The organism is Microbacterium sp. BWR-S6Y (assembly GCF_041379845.1).
Lineage (GTDB): Bacteria > Actinomycetota > Actinomycetes > Actinomycetales > Microbacteriaceae > Microbacterium > Microbacterium hydrothermale.
The window spans coordinates 1-13,890 of sequence record NZ_JBFECV010000007.1 but is presented as its reverse complement, the minus strand read 5'-3'; the positions used below and the strand labels follow the sequence as shown (position 1 = coordinate 13,890).

12 protein-coding genes and 1 tRNA gene are annotated in these 13,890 nt (G+C 70.1%); 8 read left to right on the top strand and 5 right to left on the bottom strand.

What is annotated here, in order from left to right; all coding sequences use genetic code 11:
- Positions 1-39: 39 nt before the first annotated feature.
- On the bottom strand, positions 40-678 hold the full coding sequence (locus tag AB1K56_RS14460) for an MBL fold metallo-hydrolase (RefSeq protein WP_371206211.1): 639 nt from the start codon (positions 676-678) through the stop codon (positions 40-42).
- Positions 679-864: 186 nt separating this feature from the next.
- Between AB1K56_RS14460 and AB1K56_RS14455 the strand changes: the two genes are divergently transcribed.
- Positions 865-940 (top strand) — tRNA-Glu (locus AB1K56_RS14455).
- 336 nt (positions 941-1,276) lie between these two features.
- Here AB1K56_RS14455 and AB1K56_RS14450 read toward each other — a convergent pair.
- Positions 1,277-2,350: a DUF4349 domain-containing protein gene (locus tag AB1K56_RS14450; RefSeq protein ID WP_371206210.1), complete on the bottom strand. Its 1,074-nt coding sequence runs from the start codon at positions 2,348-2,350 to the stop codon at positions 1,277-1,279.
- Positions 2,347-2,901 carry an RNA polymerase sigma factor gene (locus tag AB1K56_RS14445; protein ID WP_371206209.1) on the bottom strand — a complete coding sequence of 185 codons (555 nt, stop codon included), beginning with the start codon at positions 2,899-2,901 and terminating at the stop codon, positions 2,347-2,349. Before AB1K56_RS14445 ends, AB1K56_RS14450 begins: the two co-directional genes overlap by 4 nt.
- Before the next feature lie 176 nt (positions 2,902-3,077).
- On the opposite strand from AB1K56_RS14445, the gene AB1K56_RS14440 reads away from it, so the two are divergent.
- Positions 3,078-4,136 carry a TerC family protein gene (locus AB1K56_RS14440; RefSeq protein ID WP_371206385.1) on the top strand — a complete coding sequence of 353 codons (1,059 nt, stop codon included), beginning with the start codon at positions 3,078-3,080 and terminating at the stop codon, positions 4,134-4,136.
- Positions 4,137-4,433: 297 nt separating this feature from the next.
- Here AB1K56_RS14440 and AB1K56_RS14435 read toward each other — a convergent pair whose 3' ends face one another.
- Entirely contained in the window at positions 4,434-5,747 is a 1,314-nt protein-coding gene (locus AB1K56_RS14435; RefSeq protein ID WP_371206208.1) for an LLM class flavin-dependent oxidoreductase, read from the bottom strand.
- Entirely contained in the window at positions 5,744-7,054 is a 1,311-nt protein-coding gene (locus tag AB1K56_RS14430; protein WP_371206207.1) for an O-acetylhomoserine aminocarboxypropyltransferase/cysteine synthase family protein, read from the bottom strand. The genes AB1K56_RS14435 and AB1K56_RS14430 overlap by 4 nt, the downstream gene beginning before the upstream one ends.
- A gap of 267 nt (positions 7,055-7,321) precedes the next feature.
- Here AB1K56_RS14430 and leuC point away from each other — a divergent pair, with 267 nt between their 5' ends.
- The 6 genes from leuC to AB1K56_RS14400 all read left to right on the top strand — a co-directional run bounded on the left by leuC (position 7,322) and on the right by AB1K56_RS14400 (position 13,718).
- Complete coding sequence (gene leuC / locus AB1K56_RS14425) at positions 7,322-8,815, top strand: 3-isopropylmalate dehydratase large subunit (RefSeq protein ID WP_371206206.1); 1,494 nt, start codon at positions 7,322-7,324, stop codon at positions 8,813-8,815.
- A 1-nt stretch (position 8,816) separates the two neighbouring features.
- Positions 8,817-9,413: a 3-isopropylmalate dehydratase small subunit gene (gene leuD, locus AB1K56_RS14420; protein ID WP_371206205.1), complete on the top strand. Its 597-nt coding sequence runs from the start codon at positions 8,817-8,819 to the stop codon at positions 9,411-9,413.
- 63 nt (positions 9,414-9,476) lie between these two features.
- Entirely contained in the window at positions 9,477-10,850 is a 1,374-nt protein-coding gene (gene murA / locus AB1K56_RS14415) for a UDP-N-acetylglucosamine 1-carboxyvinyltransferase (protein ID WP_136585426.1), read from the top strand.
- A gap of 4 nt (positions 10,851-10,854) precedes the next feature.
- Positions 10,855-11,601, top strand: coding sequence for a lysophospholipid acyltransferase family protein (locus tag AB1K56_RS14410; RefSeq protein WP_371206204.1), 747 nt, complete (start codon positions 10,855-10,857; stop codon positions 11,599-11,601).
- A complete protein-coding gene (locus AB1K56_RS14405; RefSeq protein WP_371206203.1) occupies positions 11,591-12,733 on the top strand; it encodes an NAD(P)H-dependent glycerol-3-phosphate dehydrogenase in 1,143 nt (380 codons plus the stop codon). Before AB1K56_RS14410 ends, AB1K56_RS14405 begins: the two co-directional genes overlap by 11 nt.
- On the top strand, positions 12,633-13,718 hold the full coding sequence (locus AB1K56_RS14400) for a D-alanine--D-alanine ligase family protein (protein ID WP_371206202.1): 1,086 nt from the start codon (positions 12,633-12,635) through the stop codon (positions 13,716-13,718). Before AB1K56_RS14405 ends, AB1K56_RS14400 begins: the two co-directional genes overlap by 101 nt.
- Positions 13,719-13,890 lie beyond the last annotated feature (172 nt).

Sequence of the window (13,890 nt, the reverse complement as noted above, 5' to 3'; positions counted from 1 at the left end):
CAGGCGCCGGCAACGTGAAGAGGCACGGTATCGACCCGATCAGACCTCGACCGAGTCGCCCGGCTTCAGGTCGACGAAGGAGCCGCCGTTCTGCTCGACGGCCCACGTCAGGCGGGCGTCGCCCATCTGCTTGCCCGCCACCGACAGGGTCATGTCGTGCGTCGCGAACACGCGCTCGGGCTTCACCGCGAGGACGTAGTCGATCGCGTCGCCGATCTTGAGCCACGGCGCTCCGACGGGGGCGGCGAGCAGGGCCACCTTCTTGTGCTTCGGCACGGCGTAGGAATCGCCGGGGTAGTAGAGGGCGTCGTTGACGAGGAGGCCGACGTTGTCGACCACGGGGATCGACTCGTGGATCACCTCGTGGCGGCCGCCGAAGAATTCGAGGTGGAACGGACCGAGGTCGAGGCTGTCACCCGGGTGCACCACGGTGACGTCGAATCCCGCGGCGGCGTTGCGCACGCCCTCCGGACCGTAGATCGGCACGTCGGGATGCGCCTTCTGCAGGCGCGTGAGGTGCTCGGGGGTCCAGTGGTCGGCGTGCTCGTGAGTGATGACCACCCCCACCAGCCCGGTGAGGTCTTCGAGGGGCGAGGTGAAGCTGCCCGGATCGATGACGAGCGTGTGCCCGCCTTCGACGACGACGAGGGACGCGTGTTCGTGCTTCGTGAGGCGCATGCTCCGAGTCAACTCCCGGCCGGGGAGAGCGGCAAGTGCTGGCGCCCGGGGTGAACATCGCCTAACGGGTCTTCCCAGGGCCGCGCGTTCGCGGTACCGTTGCCGGACACGCCCGGGATATCGGTGGCTCGGCCTCGATTTTGCGTGCGCGTCATTCGTGGTGCATACTTGAACACGTTGCGACGCGGCCCCATCGTATAGCGGCCTAGTACGCCGCCCTCTCACGGCGGTAACGCGGGTTCGAATCCCGCTGGGGTCACCAACACGAGAAAGAGCCTCGACCGAATGGTCGGGGCTCTTTCTCGTTGTCGGCGACTCTAGCCGGACGAGATGCCGCGTGTGCGGGTTGGGCCCCACCGCCCGGAGGCTCCGCGCGTCGTGCAACGACGCGTGGAGGGGGCGGAGGGAGAATCCCGCTGGGGTCACCAACACGAGAAAGAGCCTCGACCGAATGGTCGGGGCTCTTTCTCGTTGTCGGCGACTCTGGCTGGACGAGATGCCGCGTGTGCGGGTTGGGCCCCACCGCCCGGGGGCGAGGCGCCGTGCGTCCTGCAACGACGCGTGGAGGGCGGAGGGAGGGCGCCGCGCGCCCGGGTGGTCAGTCCGCGCGGGCCGCGCGGCGACGACGGACGACGCGACGCACGCCCCACACCACAGCGGCCACGATGCCCGCCACGACGATCCAGGGCAGCAGGAACCCGAGCCCGACGACCACCCCGTTGAGCGTCGCCACGAGCCCGTTCCATCCGGCCGCGAGGCCGTCGCCGAAGCCCGCGGGGTCGGCGGCGACGGATGCCGCGCGCGCGGTCAGCTGCACCGTCAGCGTCGACATCGCCACCTGCGATGACAGCGACTGGAGGATCTGCCGATCACTGTCGAGCTGCGCCTGGCGCTCTGCGAGGGCCGACTCAGCGGCGATGAGGTCGGAGACCGAACCGGCCTGCGCCATCAGTTCGGTCAGGCGGGCGACCGAGGCTTCGCCGGCGGCCACCCGCGCGCGGAGGTCGATCGCCTGATCGGTGACGTCGGACCGGGTCACGCTGGTCGCAGTGACCTCGCCCACGGCGCCGAGGCCGTCCATCGCGCTGGCGAGTGCATCCGCGGGGACGCGGACGGTGATCCAACCGGAGGAGGGCGTCGCGCCGCTCGTCGCCGCGTCGAGGGGCATCGCGACCCCGCCGTCGCCGAGCTGCGACGACTCGACGTATCCGCCGGCCGCGGTGGCGGCGTCGCCGATCGCCCGCACCGCATCGCCGATGTCGTCGACGGCGACCGTGCTGGATCCCGTGGCGACGATCTCCCGCCCTGCGGCGGCGGTCGAGGAGGACGCATCGGACCGGGCTCCTGCCCCGCTCTGGTCGGGGGCCGCGGGTACGGAACCCGCCTCCGAGCCGGCGAAGCCCTGCGCGGACTGATCGGTCGTCGCGCCCTCCGGCGCACTGTCCGCTGCGCCGGCGACGGTCGACGACCCGCTGACTCCGGAGGTGGTGCTCAGCGCGGGTCCGACGATCGCCGCCACCACGACGACGGCGGCGGCGGCGCCGACGCCCGTCCAGACGCCGTGTCGGCGACGACGACGGCGGTCGCGCTCGTCGGCGATCCGAGCGAAGACGGCGGTCTCGATGGCATCCGCTCGGTCGGCGGGAAGGGTGGGAAGGGCGGGGGTGTTCATGAGGTCTCGGTCTCCATCGCGGTGGCGCGCATCCGGGACCGGATGCGGGAGAGGCGGTTGCGAACCGTGCCGTGCGTGACGCCCAGCGAGGCCGCGGCGGCCTCGTAGCCGTAGCCCTCCGCCGCGCACAGCCGGAAGATCTCCCGGTCGAGCTCGCTCAACCGGTCGACGGCGGCGAGGATCGCGGCGACCGTCTCGGCCTCGACGACCTGCGCCTCGACGTCGACGAGGGAGGGGATCTCGGCATCCAGCTGCGCGTGCGACCCGTGGCGGCGGCGCGCGCGCAAGCGGTTCTGCGCCTGCAGGCGGCAGATTGTCGCGAGCCAGGGGAGGAGCGACACCCCCTCGAGGCGCAGGGAGGGGATCTTCCGCCACGCGGTGACGAAGGTCTCCTGCGTCACATCCTCCGCGTCGGCGGCATTCCCGACCAGTCCGAACGCGACCCAGTAGACCGGCCGCACGTACGAACGGTAGAGGGTGCGGAACGCCTCATCGGATCCGGCGGCGGCGCGCGCGACCAGCGCCCTGTCGTCGATCACGTCGTCGGTCATCGGCATCCATCTCTCGTCCGGGCGAGGCTCTGCGAGCACTCTCTCACTGAGAGGTGTCCGCGCGGGGCGGATCGTCTCAACCGGGTACGCGCGCAATGCGCAGTACGCGCACAAGCCCCGGTTCTCCCGCGATCGCTCGATAGACTCGAGCGTTTCCCCGGACGAAAGGCCCCGTGATGGAGCTGCAGCTCGACCCGCTCTTCCAGACCATTACGTTGGTGGTGCTGGTCGTCATCCTGATCGCCGATCTGCTGATCATCCTCAAGCGTCCGCACATCCCCGCGCCCAAGGAGTCGACGCTCTGGGTCGTCTTCTACGTCACTCTCGCCCTCATCTTCGCCGGCGTGCTCTGGATCGTCGCCGGGGGAGAGGTCGCGGGGCAGTTCGTGGCCGGCTGGCTCACCGAATACAGCCTCTCGATCGACAATCTCTTCGTCTTCGTGCTGATCATGGGCCAGTTCGCGGTGCCGCGCCGGTACCAGCAGGAGGTGCTGATGGTGGGCATCATCATCGCGCTGATCCTGCGCGGCGCGTTCATCCTCGTCGGTGCGACGATCATCGAGAACTTCAGCCCGATCTTCTACCTCTTCGGTCTGTTCCTCGTCTACACCGCGATCCGTCAGGCGTTCCCCGGAGACGACGAGGACGACGCCCAGAAAGAGAACCTCATCGTGCGCACGCTCCGTCGCGTGCTGCCGATGAGCGATTCCTACGACGGCAAGAAGGTCATCACCCGCGTCAACGGCAAGAAGCTGTTCACCCCGATGATCATCGTGTTCGTGGCGATCGGCGTGACCGATCTGCTCTTCGCGATCGACTCGATCCCCGCGATCTTCGGCATCACGCAGAGCCCGTTCATCGTCTTCACGGCGAACCTCTTCGCCCTCATGGGGCTCCGTCAGCTGTACTTCCTGCTCGGCGACCTGCTCGACCGCTTGAAGTACCTGCACTACGGCATTGCGTTCATCCTCGCGTTCATCGGCGTCAAGCTCATCCTGCACGCGATGCACGTCAACGAGCTGCCGTTCCTCAACGGCGGGGAGCCGATCGAGTGGGCGCCCGAGATCTCGACCTGGGTGTCGCTCGCGGTGATCATCGTGTCGATGGCCGTGGCCACCGTCGCGAGCCTGATCGCCGCGCGTCGCGAGCCGGCGGCGGGGCGTCAGGATGCCGCCGCCGACGTCGCCGACGAGAAGGGCACCCCCTCGACGGTGGAGCGCCCCGAGCGCGACTGACCCGCGCGCGGGGCGTCGGCGTCGTGCGCGGCCCGCGTCGCCCGCTCGTCCCACTTCTGGCGGTGCGTGTCCCACTTATGGCCGGTCGTGCGCCCGCTGACCGGCCATAGGGGGGACGAGAGGGCTCGGCCGGGCGGGCGGCATCCGCCGTCGAGAATGCCTGCGGGACCGCCGGGGAGGGGACGAGGCGGTGCCGGCCTCTCGTCCCAGTTTTAGGAATGCGTGTCCCACTTATGGCCGGTCGAGCGCGCGCTCACCGGCCACAAGTGGGACGAGGGGTTCCCGCCGCCCCGGAATCTAGAACGCGCGGAGGTTGGCCTGGAGGCCGCCGCCGACGTACTCCTCGCGCAGGATGCCGCGCCGGCGCAGGATCGGCACCAGGTCGTCGAGCACGCGGTGCACGGTGACCGGATGCAGGTCTCCCCACAGCAGCACGCCGTCGTTGCCCCAGGTGCCGAGCTCCTCGATGCGGTCGGCGAACTCGTCGGCCGTGCCCACGAAGCCCGAGCCGTCGTTCAGTCGTCCGAGGCGCGCGTGCGCGGCCAGCAGCGTGCGCAGGGGAGCATCGTCGTCGTGCTTTCCGACGAGCCGCTTGATGCTGCCCTCCGACACGTGCTCGCCGAAGATCGAGCGGTCGAGCGGCTCGTCGAGGTCGAGCCCGGTCAGGTCGGTCTCGAGATCGCTCGACTGCTTGCGCGCGATCGCGACGAGGGCCTCGTCGGACGGATCCGCGGATGCCGCGACCAGACGGTCGGCCTCCTCCGGCGACGACACGAGCACCGGCTGGATGGCGAAGAGGATCTTGATGTCGGCCGCGGTGCGTCCCGCGGCTTCGGCTGCGGCGTGGATGCGTCCGCGGTACGCGCGGATGCTCTGCTCGTCGAGGGGTGCCAGCGCGAGCTGCACGTCGGAGTTGTGCCCGGCGAACGACAGTCCGCGCCCCGAGCCGCCCGGGGAGACGATCGCCGGCTCGCCGTCGGTGAACGGCACGGCGTTCAGGGGACCGTCGAAGCCGAAATGCTCGCCGCGGTGGCGGACGGCATCCAGCTTCGATCCGTCGGCGTACACGCCCGACTCCTCGTCGACGACCAGGGCGCCCTGGCCCCAGCTCCGCCACAGGCGACGGATGCCGTCGAGCCAGTCCTCGGCGCGGTCGTAGGCCGCGTCGTGTCCGAGCTGAGGAGCGGTGGAGAAGTGCCGCGCGCTGCCGGTGTCGGTGACGACGTTCAGCCCCAGGCGGTGCCCGCTGAGGTGCTGCAGCGTCGCGAACTGGCGGGCGGCGGTGTAGGGCAGGTACGCCGCGGGGTTCACCGTGGGCACGACCCCGAGGTGCTGCGTCGCCGCGAACAGGTAAGGGGCGAGCAGCAGCGGGTCGTGCTTGGGGCCGCCGAACGCGTGGCGCACGCGCAGGTCGATGGTCTCGGCACTGCCGAGGGAGGGGGCGTCCTCGATGATGAGCAGGTCGAAGCCGGCCTGCTCGAGCGTGCGCGCGGAGTCCTGGTAGAGGCCGGGCTCGGTCCAGCGGTGATTCCACCGCAGATACGGGTGACCCCACCCGTGCGGGCCGAAACCACGCGCGAGGAACCAGCCGAAGTGCTGGAGCCGGCTCACAGGACCACCGTCTCCCGCTCGGCCACCGGCACGCCGACGAGCGCCTGCTCGAGGTCGGCGAGGATGTCGTCGACGTCCTCGATGCCGATCGACAGGCGGACGGTCCCGGGGAACACCCCCGCCCGCTCGCGCTCCTCGACGGTGCGGGCCGAGTGCGAGGTGCTCTGCGGGTGAAGGATCAGCGAACGCACGTCGCCCAGGTGGGTCATGTGCGTGATCAGTCGCACGGACTGCACGAGATGGCGGGCCGCCTCGAGCCCGCCGCTCAGCGTCACGGTGAAGACCGAGCCGGAGCCGCGTCGCAGGTAGCGCCTGCCGAGCGCGTGGTGCGGGTGGGACTCGAGTCCGACGTAGTCGACGCGGTCGACCTCGGGGCGCGACGCGAGCCACTGCGCCACGGCGAGGGCGTTGGCGGACTGCCGCTCCACGCGCAGGCTCAGCGTCTCGATCCCCTGACCGATCAGGAAGGCGTTGAGCGGCGAGGGCGAGGGCCCGAACCGCGGCGCGACGCTCTCGCGGATGTACTGACCGCGCGCGCGGGGGCCGTGCTTCTCGGCGTAGCTCGCCCCGCCCAGACGGTCGGTCTGCACGAGGTGGGGGAAGAGGTGACCGGATGCCGCGGCGTCGAAGCGACCGTCGTCGACGATGACGCCGCCGAGGACCGCCCCGTGACCGGCCAGGAACTTGCTCGCCGAGTGCACGACGATCGCGGCCCCGTGCTCGATCGGGCGCAGCAGGTAGGGCGTGGTGAAGGTGCTGTCGACCACGAGCGGGATGCCGGACTCGGCGCCCACGGCGGCGACGGCCGCGACGTCGAGGACGTCGTTGCGCGCATTGGAGAGCGTCTCGGCGAAGAGGGCCTTCGTCCGCGGGGTCACGGCGGCGCGGACGGCATCCAGGTCGGAGACGTCGACGAACGTCGTGTCGATCCCCAGGCGCGCGAGGTTGTCGAGAAGAAGCCCGCGCGTCCCCTCGTAGATGTGCTCGGAGGCGACGACGTGGTCGCCCGCACCGGCCAGGGCGAGAAGAGCCACCGTGACGGCGGCCTGACCGCTCGAGACGAGGACCGCCTGGTCGCCGCCCTCGAGTGCGGCGAGCCGCTCCTCGACGGCCTGCACGGTCGGGTTGCCGGTGCGGCTGTACCCGAAACCCGCCCCGGTGCCGAAGTGGGCGGCCGATTCGTCGAGATCGTTGAAGGTGAAGCCCGCGGTCAGGTAGATCGGCGTCGCGCGCGGCGTGGCCGGAGCGGTCGCGGAACCCGCGTGAACCTGTCGGGTCGAGAATCCGGTGTCGGCGCCTGCGGCCATGGGCGCTCTCCTTCCTGCGGGCCGGGCGCCGCCCCGAGGGACGCGCCCGAGGTGTTCGGGATCGGGCCAGGCTCGCACGCGCGGCGGGGCAGGGGCCAACCGTGCGGCGCCGTGTTACGCGGGAGGCGGTGTGTCGGCCGGTGGTATCGTGACCGGGTGCGGATCGCTCGCCTCCTCCTTAGCGGCCGCGACGAGACCTTGTCCTAGGCCTCTCTCGTCGCGGAGTTCGTCGCGGGCCTCACACCCCTTCCGAGGAGAAACGCCACCATGAGCAGCACATCGATCGACGGCATCCACGTTCCGGACCGCCCCCGCACCCTGGCCGAGAAGGTCTGGGACGACCACCTCGTGGTCAAGGGCGAGGACGGACAGCCCGACCTCATCTACATCGACCTGCACCTCGTGCACGAGGTCACCAGCCCCCAGGCCTTCGACGGCCTGCGCGCCGAGGGTCGTCCCGTGCGTCGTCTCGACCTGACGATCGCGACCGAGGACCACAACACCCCGACCCTCGACATCGACAAGCCGATCGCCGACCTCACGAGCCGCACGCAGATCGACACCCTCCGTCGCAACGCCGACGAGTTCGGGGTGCGCATCCACTCGCTCGGCGACAAGGAGCAGGGCATCGTGCACGTCGTCGGGCCGCAGCTCGGTCTGACCATGCCCGGCATCACCGTCGTGTGCGGCGACTCGCACACCTCGACGCACGGCGCCTTCGGCGCGATGGCGTTCGGGATCGGCACGAGCGAGGTCGAGCACGTGCTGGCCACGCAGACGCTGCCGCTCAAGCCGTTCAAGACCATGGCCATCACGGTGGAGGGCGAGCTGAAGCCCGGCGTGACGGCGAAAGACATCATCCTCGCGATCATCGCCAAGATCGGCGCGAACGGCGGTCAGGGCTACGTGCTCGAGTTCCGCGGCAGCGCCATCCGCTCCCTCTCGATGGAGGGGCGCATGACCATGTGCAACATGTCGATCGAGGCGGGTGCCCGCGCCGGCATGATCGCCCCCGACGAGACGACCTTCGCCTACGTCAAAGACAAGCCGCACGCCCCGCAGGGCACGGATTGGGACGACGCGGTCGCGTACTGGCGCACCCTGCCGAGCGACGAGGGCGCCGTCTACGACGCGGAGGTCTTCCTCGACGCGAACGAGCTCGAGCCCTTCGTCACCTGGGGCACGAACCCCGGCCAGGGCGTGTCGCTGAGCGACGTCGTGCCGACCCCGGCCGACATCGCCGACCCGAACGAGCGCGCAGCCGCCGAGCGGGCGCTGGAGTACATGGACCTCGAGGCCGGCACGCCCATGAAGGACATCCCGGTGGATGCCGTGTTCATGGGCTCGTGCACCAACAGTCGCATCGAAGACCTCCGCGCCTTCGCCTCCGTCATCGAGGGCCGCACGAAGGCCGAGAACGTCCGCGTCATGGTCGTGCCGGGATCGGCCCGCGTGCGTCTCGAGGCGGAGGCCGAGGGGCTCGACAAGGTCTTCACCGACTTCGGCGCCGAATGGCGTTTCGCCGGATGCTCGATGTGCCTGGGCATGAACCCCGACCAACTGGCTCCGGGGGAGCGGTGCGCGTCGACGTCGAATCGCAACTTCGAGGGCCGTCAGGGCAAGGGGGGCCGCACGCACCTCGTGTCGCCGCTCGTCGCCGCGGCCACGGCCGTGCGCGGGACGCTGTCGAGCCCCGCCGACCTCGACCCCCTGCCCGGGCAGAACGCGCCCGCGACCGTTTCGACCGGGGCGGAGGCCTGACATGGAGAAGTTCACCACGCACACCGGTGTCGCCGCCCCGCTGAAGCGTTCCGCGGTCGACACCGACCAGATCATCCCCGCGGTGTTCCTCAAGCGCGTCACCAAGACCGGATTCGAGGACGCGCTCTTCTCGAACTGGCGGCAGGACCCCGGGTTCGTGCTCAATCAGGACGCCTACCGCTCGGCATCCGTCCTCGTCGCCGGTCCCGACTTCGGCACCGGATCCAGCCGCGAACACGCCGTGTGGGCCCTGCGCGACTACGGTTTCCGCGTCGTGCTGAGCCCGAAGTTCGCCGACATCTTCCGCGGCAACGCCGGCAAGCAGGGCCTGGTCACGGGCGTGATCTCGGAGGACGACCTCGAGCGCATCTGGGCCGTGATCGAGGCGCAGCCGGGGATCGGGATGATGGTCGACCTCACCGCGAAGACCGCCACGGTCGGCGACCTCCAGGTCTCGTTCGACATCGACGATTACACTAGGTGGCGGCTTCTCGAAGGGCTCGACGACATCGGGCTCACGCTGCGTGACGAAGACAAGATCACGCAGTTCGAGGCGCGCCGCGAGGCATGGCGGCCGCGGACCCTTCCGGTCCGCTGAGCCCGATCGACCCGATCGGGTCGATCTGCCGCCCCTCGTCCACGAAGTGAGGTCCACCCCCCTATGAGCACACTCGTCACCGATTCCGGAGACCGCACCCCCGGACAGCCGGACTGGGAATCGGCCGAGACCCTGGCCATCCGCGGCGGTCGTCCGCTGCGCGGAACGGTCGAGGTCAAGGGCGCGAAGAACCTCGTGACCAAGGCGATGGTGGCGGCCCTCCTGGGCGAGACCACGAGCACCCTGCGCGACGTCCCGATGATCAGCGACGTCAAGGTCGTCCGTTCGCTCCTCGAGGTGCACGGCGTCACGGTCACCGAGGGCGAGGAAGAGGGCACCCTGCACCTCGACCCCTCGGGCGCCGTCGCCGCGCACTTCGAGGAGATCGACGCGCACGCCGGGGCGTCCCGCATCCCGATCCTGTTCTGCGGCCCCCTGCTGCACCTGCTCGGCGAGGCGCTCATCCCCGACCTGGGCGGATGCCGCATCGGCGACCGCCCCATCAACTTCCACATGGACGCGCTGCGCGCCTTCGGTGCGGTCGTCGACAAGAGCTACGAGGGCATCCGCATCACGGCCCCCAACGGCCTGCACGGGGCGAACATCACGCTGCCGTACCCCAGCGTGGGCGCCACCGAGCAGGTGCTGCTGACCGCTGTGCGCGCCAAGGGCGTCACGGAGCTGCGCAACGCGGCGATCGAGCCCGAGATCATGGACCTGATCGCCGTGCTGCAGAAGATGGGCGCGATCATCTCCTACGAGCCCAACCGCGTGATCTTCATCGAGGGCGTCGACAGCCTCGTCGGCTACGACCACCGCGCGATCTTCGACCGCAACGAGGCCGCCTCCTGGGCCTGCGCGGCGCTCGCGACCGACGGCGAGATCTTCGCCAAGGGCGCGCGTCAGCAGGACATGCTCACGTTCCTCAACGTCTTCCGCAAGGCCGGCGGCTGGTTCGACGTGCGCGAGGACGGCATCCTGTTCCGTCGCGGCGAGGCCCTGAAGCCCGTGATGGTCGAGACCGACGTGCACCCCGGCTTCATGACCGACTGGCAGCAGCCGCTCATCGTCGCGCTCACGCAGGCCACCGGCACCTCGACCGTGCACGAGACGGTCTACGAGAACCGGCTCGGGTTCACCGCGGCACTGAACAAGATGGGCGCCGACATCGTCGTGCACCCGAAGGGCATCGACAGCCCCGATCGCCGCGTCCCGCGTCGCGACCTCGAGCAGGCCGCCGTCATCAACGGCCCGACCCCCCTGCACGCCGCCGACGTCGAGGTTCCCGACCTGCGCGGCGGGTACAGCTACGTCATCGCGGCCCTCGCGGCCGAGGGCGAGTCGACCGTCCGCAACATCGGCATCATCCGGCGCGGCTACGAGAAGTTCCTCGAGAAGCTCACGGCCCTGCACGCCGACTTCGACGTCGTGGGCTGACACCGTGGCGACCTCCTCCTCGCCTGAGAAGAGCCGCCCGAGCGCCTTCTGGCCGCTCGCCGCGATCATCGTGCCCGTGACCGGACTGTTCGCGCGCATCGAGATCCGCGGTGCCGAGAACCTCCCGAAAGACGGGGCGTACGTGCTCGCCCCGAACCACAACTCGGAGTTCGACCCGGTGATCGTCGCGGTCGCCGTGTGGCGCCTCGGCCGGGCGCCGCGATTCATGGCGAAGGAGAGCCTGTTCCGGGTGCCCGTGCTGGGTGCGGCGCTGAAGGCGACGGGCATGGTGCCCGTCCCGCGCACCTCCACGAGCGCCAACCAGTCGATGAAGGCGGCCGAGCAGATCGCCCGCGACGGCCGCGGGGTCATCGTCTACGCCGAGGGCACTCTCACCCGCGACCCCGACCTGTGGCCGATGCGCGGCAAGACCGGCGCCGTGCGCCTGGCCCTCGCCGGCGATCTGCCGCTGATCCCGATGGCGCAGTGGGGCGTGCAGCAGATCCTGCCGCGCTACGGCAAGCTGCGCTTCCCGCGCCGATCGCGAGTGATCGTCGAGTTCGGGCCGGCGATGGACATGTCGGAGTACGCCGCCGCGCCCACCCAGCCCGCGACGTTGACCCGCGCGACCGACGCGATGATGAACCGCATCACCGAGATGCTCTCGGGCATCCGCGGACTGCCCGCGCCCACCGAACGCTGGAACCCGTCGCAGCACGGACAGAACGAAACGGGCCGCCTTGACGCGTAAGAGTCAGACGCCGATCGCGGGGCCGAAGGTCGCCGTCGTCGGAGCGGGCAGCTGGGGAACGACGTTCGGCAAGATCCTCGCCGACGGCGGAGCGTCCGTGGTCATGTGGGCGCGGCGACCCGAGCTGGCCGCCGAGATCACCGAGTCCAAGCGCAACAGCCGCTACCTCCCGGGGATCAACCTCCCGCGGACGATGACGGCGACGACCGACCTCGTCGAGGCGCTGCGCGGGGCCGAGCAGATCTACCTGTCGGTGCCGAGCCAGTCGCTGCGCGAGAACCTCGCCGCGATCCGGCCCTTCGTCGAAAACACCGACGTGCCGCTGGTGTCGCTCATGAAGGGCGTCGAGAAGTCGTCGGGCCTGCGCATGAGCCAGGTCATCGAGCAGGTGCTGGAGTGCGATCCGGCGCGCATCGCGGTGGCATCCGGTCCCAACCTCGCCCTCGAGATCGCGCGCGAACAGCCGACGGCCGCCGTCATCAGCTCGCTCAGCCCCGAGACGGCGGAGGCCGTCGCCCGGCGGGCGCGCAACCGGTATTTCCGCTCCTTCGTGAACACCGACGTCATCGGCACCGAGTTCGGCGGCGTGCTGAAGAACCTCATCGCCGTGGCGATCGGGATCGTCGACGGGGTCGGGTACGGCGAGAACACCAAGGCGTCGATCATCACGCGCGGCCTCGTCGAGATGACCGACTTCGCCGTGGCGCAGGGCGCGCAGCCCGAGACGCTGCAGGGCCTCGCGGGACTGGGAGACCTCATCGCGACGTGCCAGTCGCCGCTCAGCCGCAACAACACGGCGGGGCGACTGCTCGGGCAGGGGTACGGCTACAAAGAGGTCGTCACCCAGATGCAGCAGACCGCCGAGGGGCTGGCATCCGTTGCCCCCGTGCTCCAGCTCGCGAAGCAGGTCGGTGTCGACATGCCCATCGTGCAGCAGGTGAAGATGGTGCTCGACGGGACGATGGATCCCCGTGACATCGCGCCGCACCTGACGACAGACGACGACCAGCCGCAGGGCGAGAGGACGCAGAATGACCAGACCGGTGGTGGTGGTGCTCTTCGGCGGGCGCTCCAGCGAGCATTCGATCAGTTCCGCCACGGCGGGAGGGGTGCTGCGGGCGATCGACCGTGACCGTTTCCGGGTCATCCCCGTCGGCATCACCCGCGACGGCGCCTTCATCCTCGAGGACGACGACCCCGACAAGTTCGCGCTGATCCCCGCCGCCCTGCCCGAGGTGCGCGACAACGGCACCCGCGTGCGGTTGCCCGACTCGACGCTCTCGCGCGAGTGGACGGTGACGGATGCCGAGGGCACGCGCTCGCTCGGCGAGGTCGACGTCGTGCTGCCGATCCTGCACGGCCGCTTCGGCGAGGACGGCACGGTGCAGGGTCTGCTCGAGCTGCTCGGCATCCCGTACGCCGGTGGGGGCGTGCTGATGTCGGCGATCGGCATGAACAAGCACGTGACGAAGCAGGTGCTCCGCGCCGCGAACGTGCCGGTGGTGCCCTGGGTGGCCGTCACGCGCGCCGACCTCGCCCGCGACCGCGGTCTCTGGGAGCGCCGCATGCGTGCGCTCGACCTGCCGGTGTTCGTCAAGCCGAACGAGGCGGGTTCCAGCGTCGGCGTCACCAAGGTGTCGCGCTGGGAGGATCTGGATGCCGCGCTCGACATCGCCTTCGCCGAGGACGGCCTCGTGCTGGTCGAGAAGGCCATCGTCGGCCGCGAGGTGGAGTGCGGCGTGCTGCCCGGCCGCGACGGCGGGCCCGTGCGCGTGAGCGTCGCGGGAGAGATCGTCGTCACCGGTCGCGAGTTCTACGACTTCGAGGCGAAGTACCTCGATGCGCCCGGCGTCGAGCTGGTGTGCCCCGCCGACCTCGCCGACGGCGAGCTCGCCGAGATGCAGAGGATCGCCGCGCAGGCGTTCGAGGCGATCGGCGGACAGGGCCTCGCGCGCGTCGACTTCTTCTACACGGGGACCGAGTTCTATGTGAACGAGGTCAACACCATGCCCGGGTTCACGCCGATCTCGATGTTCCCGACCTGCTGGATCGCCTCGGGGCTGTCGTACCCCGACCTGATCAGCGATCTGCTGGACGCCGCGCTCGAGAAGGCCTGAGCCGGCGGGGCGCCGCCCGCCTACTCCGTGCGATGAGTCCCTGGCCCGTCTAGGTGTGATGTCCAGGGACGTTGTTTCGGCGACACGGCTATGAGGAGCTAAAAAGCGAGGGCCTCCGGTTGTGAAGTGGAGCTGTTGAGTTCAACCGCTTCACGAACCAGGAGGCCCTCAT

Coding starts and splice junctions, on each gene's coding strand:
- AB1K56_RS14460 (WP_371206211.1), bottom strand. CDS start 678: ATGCGCCTCACGAAGCACGAACACGCGTCCCTCGTCGTCGTCGAAGGC.
- AB1K56_RS14450 (WP_371206210.1), bottom strand. CDS start 2,350: ATGAACACCCCCGCCCTTCCCACCCTTCCCGCCGACCGAGCGGATGCC.
- AB1K56_RS14445 (WP_371206209.1), bottom strand. CDS start 2,901: ATGACCGACGACGTGATCGACGACAGGGCGCTGGTCGCGCGCGCCGCC.
- AB1K56_RS14440 (WP_371206385.1), top strand. CDS start 3,078: ATGGAGCTGCAGCTCGACCCGCTCTTCCAGACCATTACGTTGGTGGTG.
- AB1K56_RS14430 (WP_371206207.1), bottom strand. CDS start 7,054: ATGGCCGCAGGCGCCGACACCGGATTCTCGACCCGACAGGTTCACGCG.
- leuC (WP_371206206.1), top strand. CDS start 7,322: ATGAGCAGCACATCGATCGACGGCATCCACGTTCCGGACCGCCCCCGC.
- leuD (WP_371206205.1), top strand. CDS start 8,817: ATGGAGAAGTTCACCACGCACACCGGTGTCGCCGCCCCGCTGAAGCGT.
- murA (WP_136585426.1), top strand. CDS start 9,477: ATGAGCACACTCGTCACCGATTCCGGAGACCGCACCCCCGGACAGCCG.
- AB1K56_RS14400 (WP_371206202.1), top strand. CDS start 12,633: ATGACCAGACCGGTGGTGGTGGTGCTCTTCGGCGGGCGCTCCAGCGAG.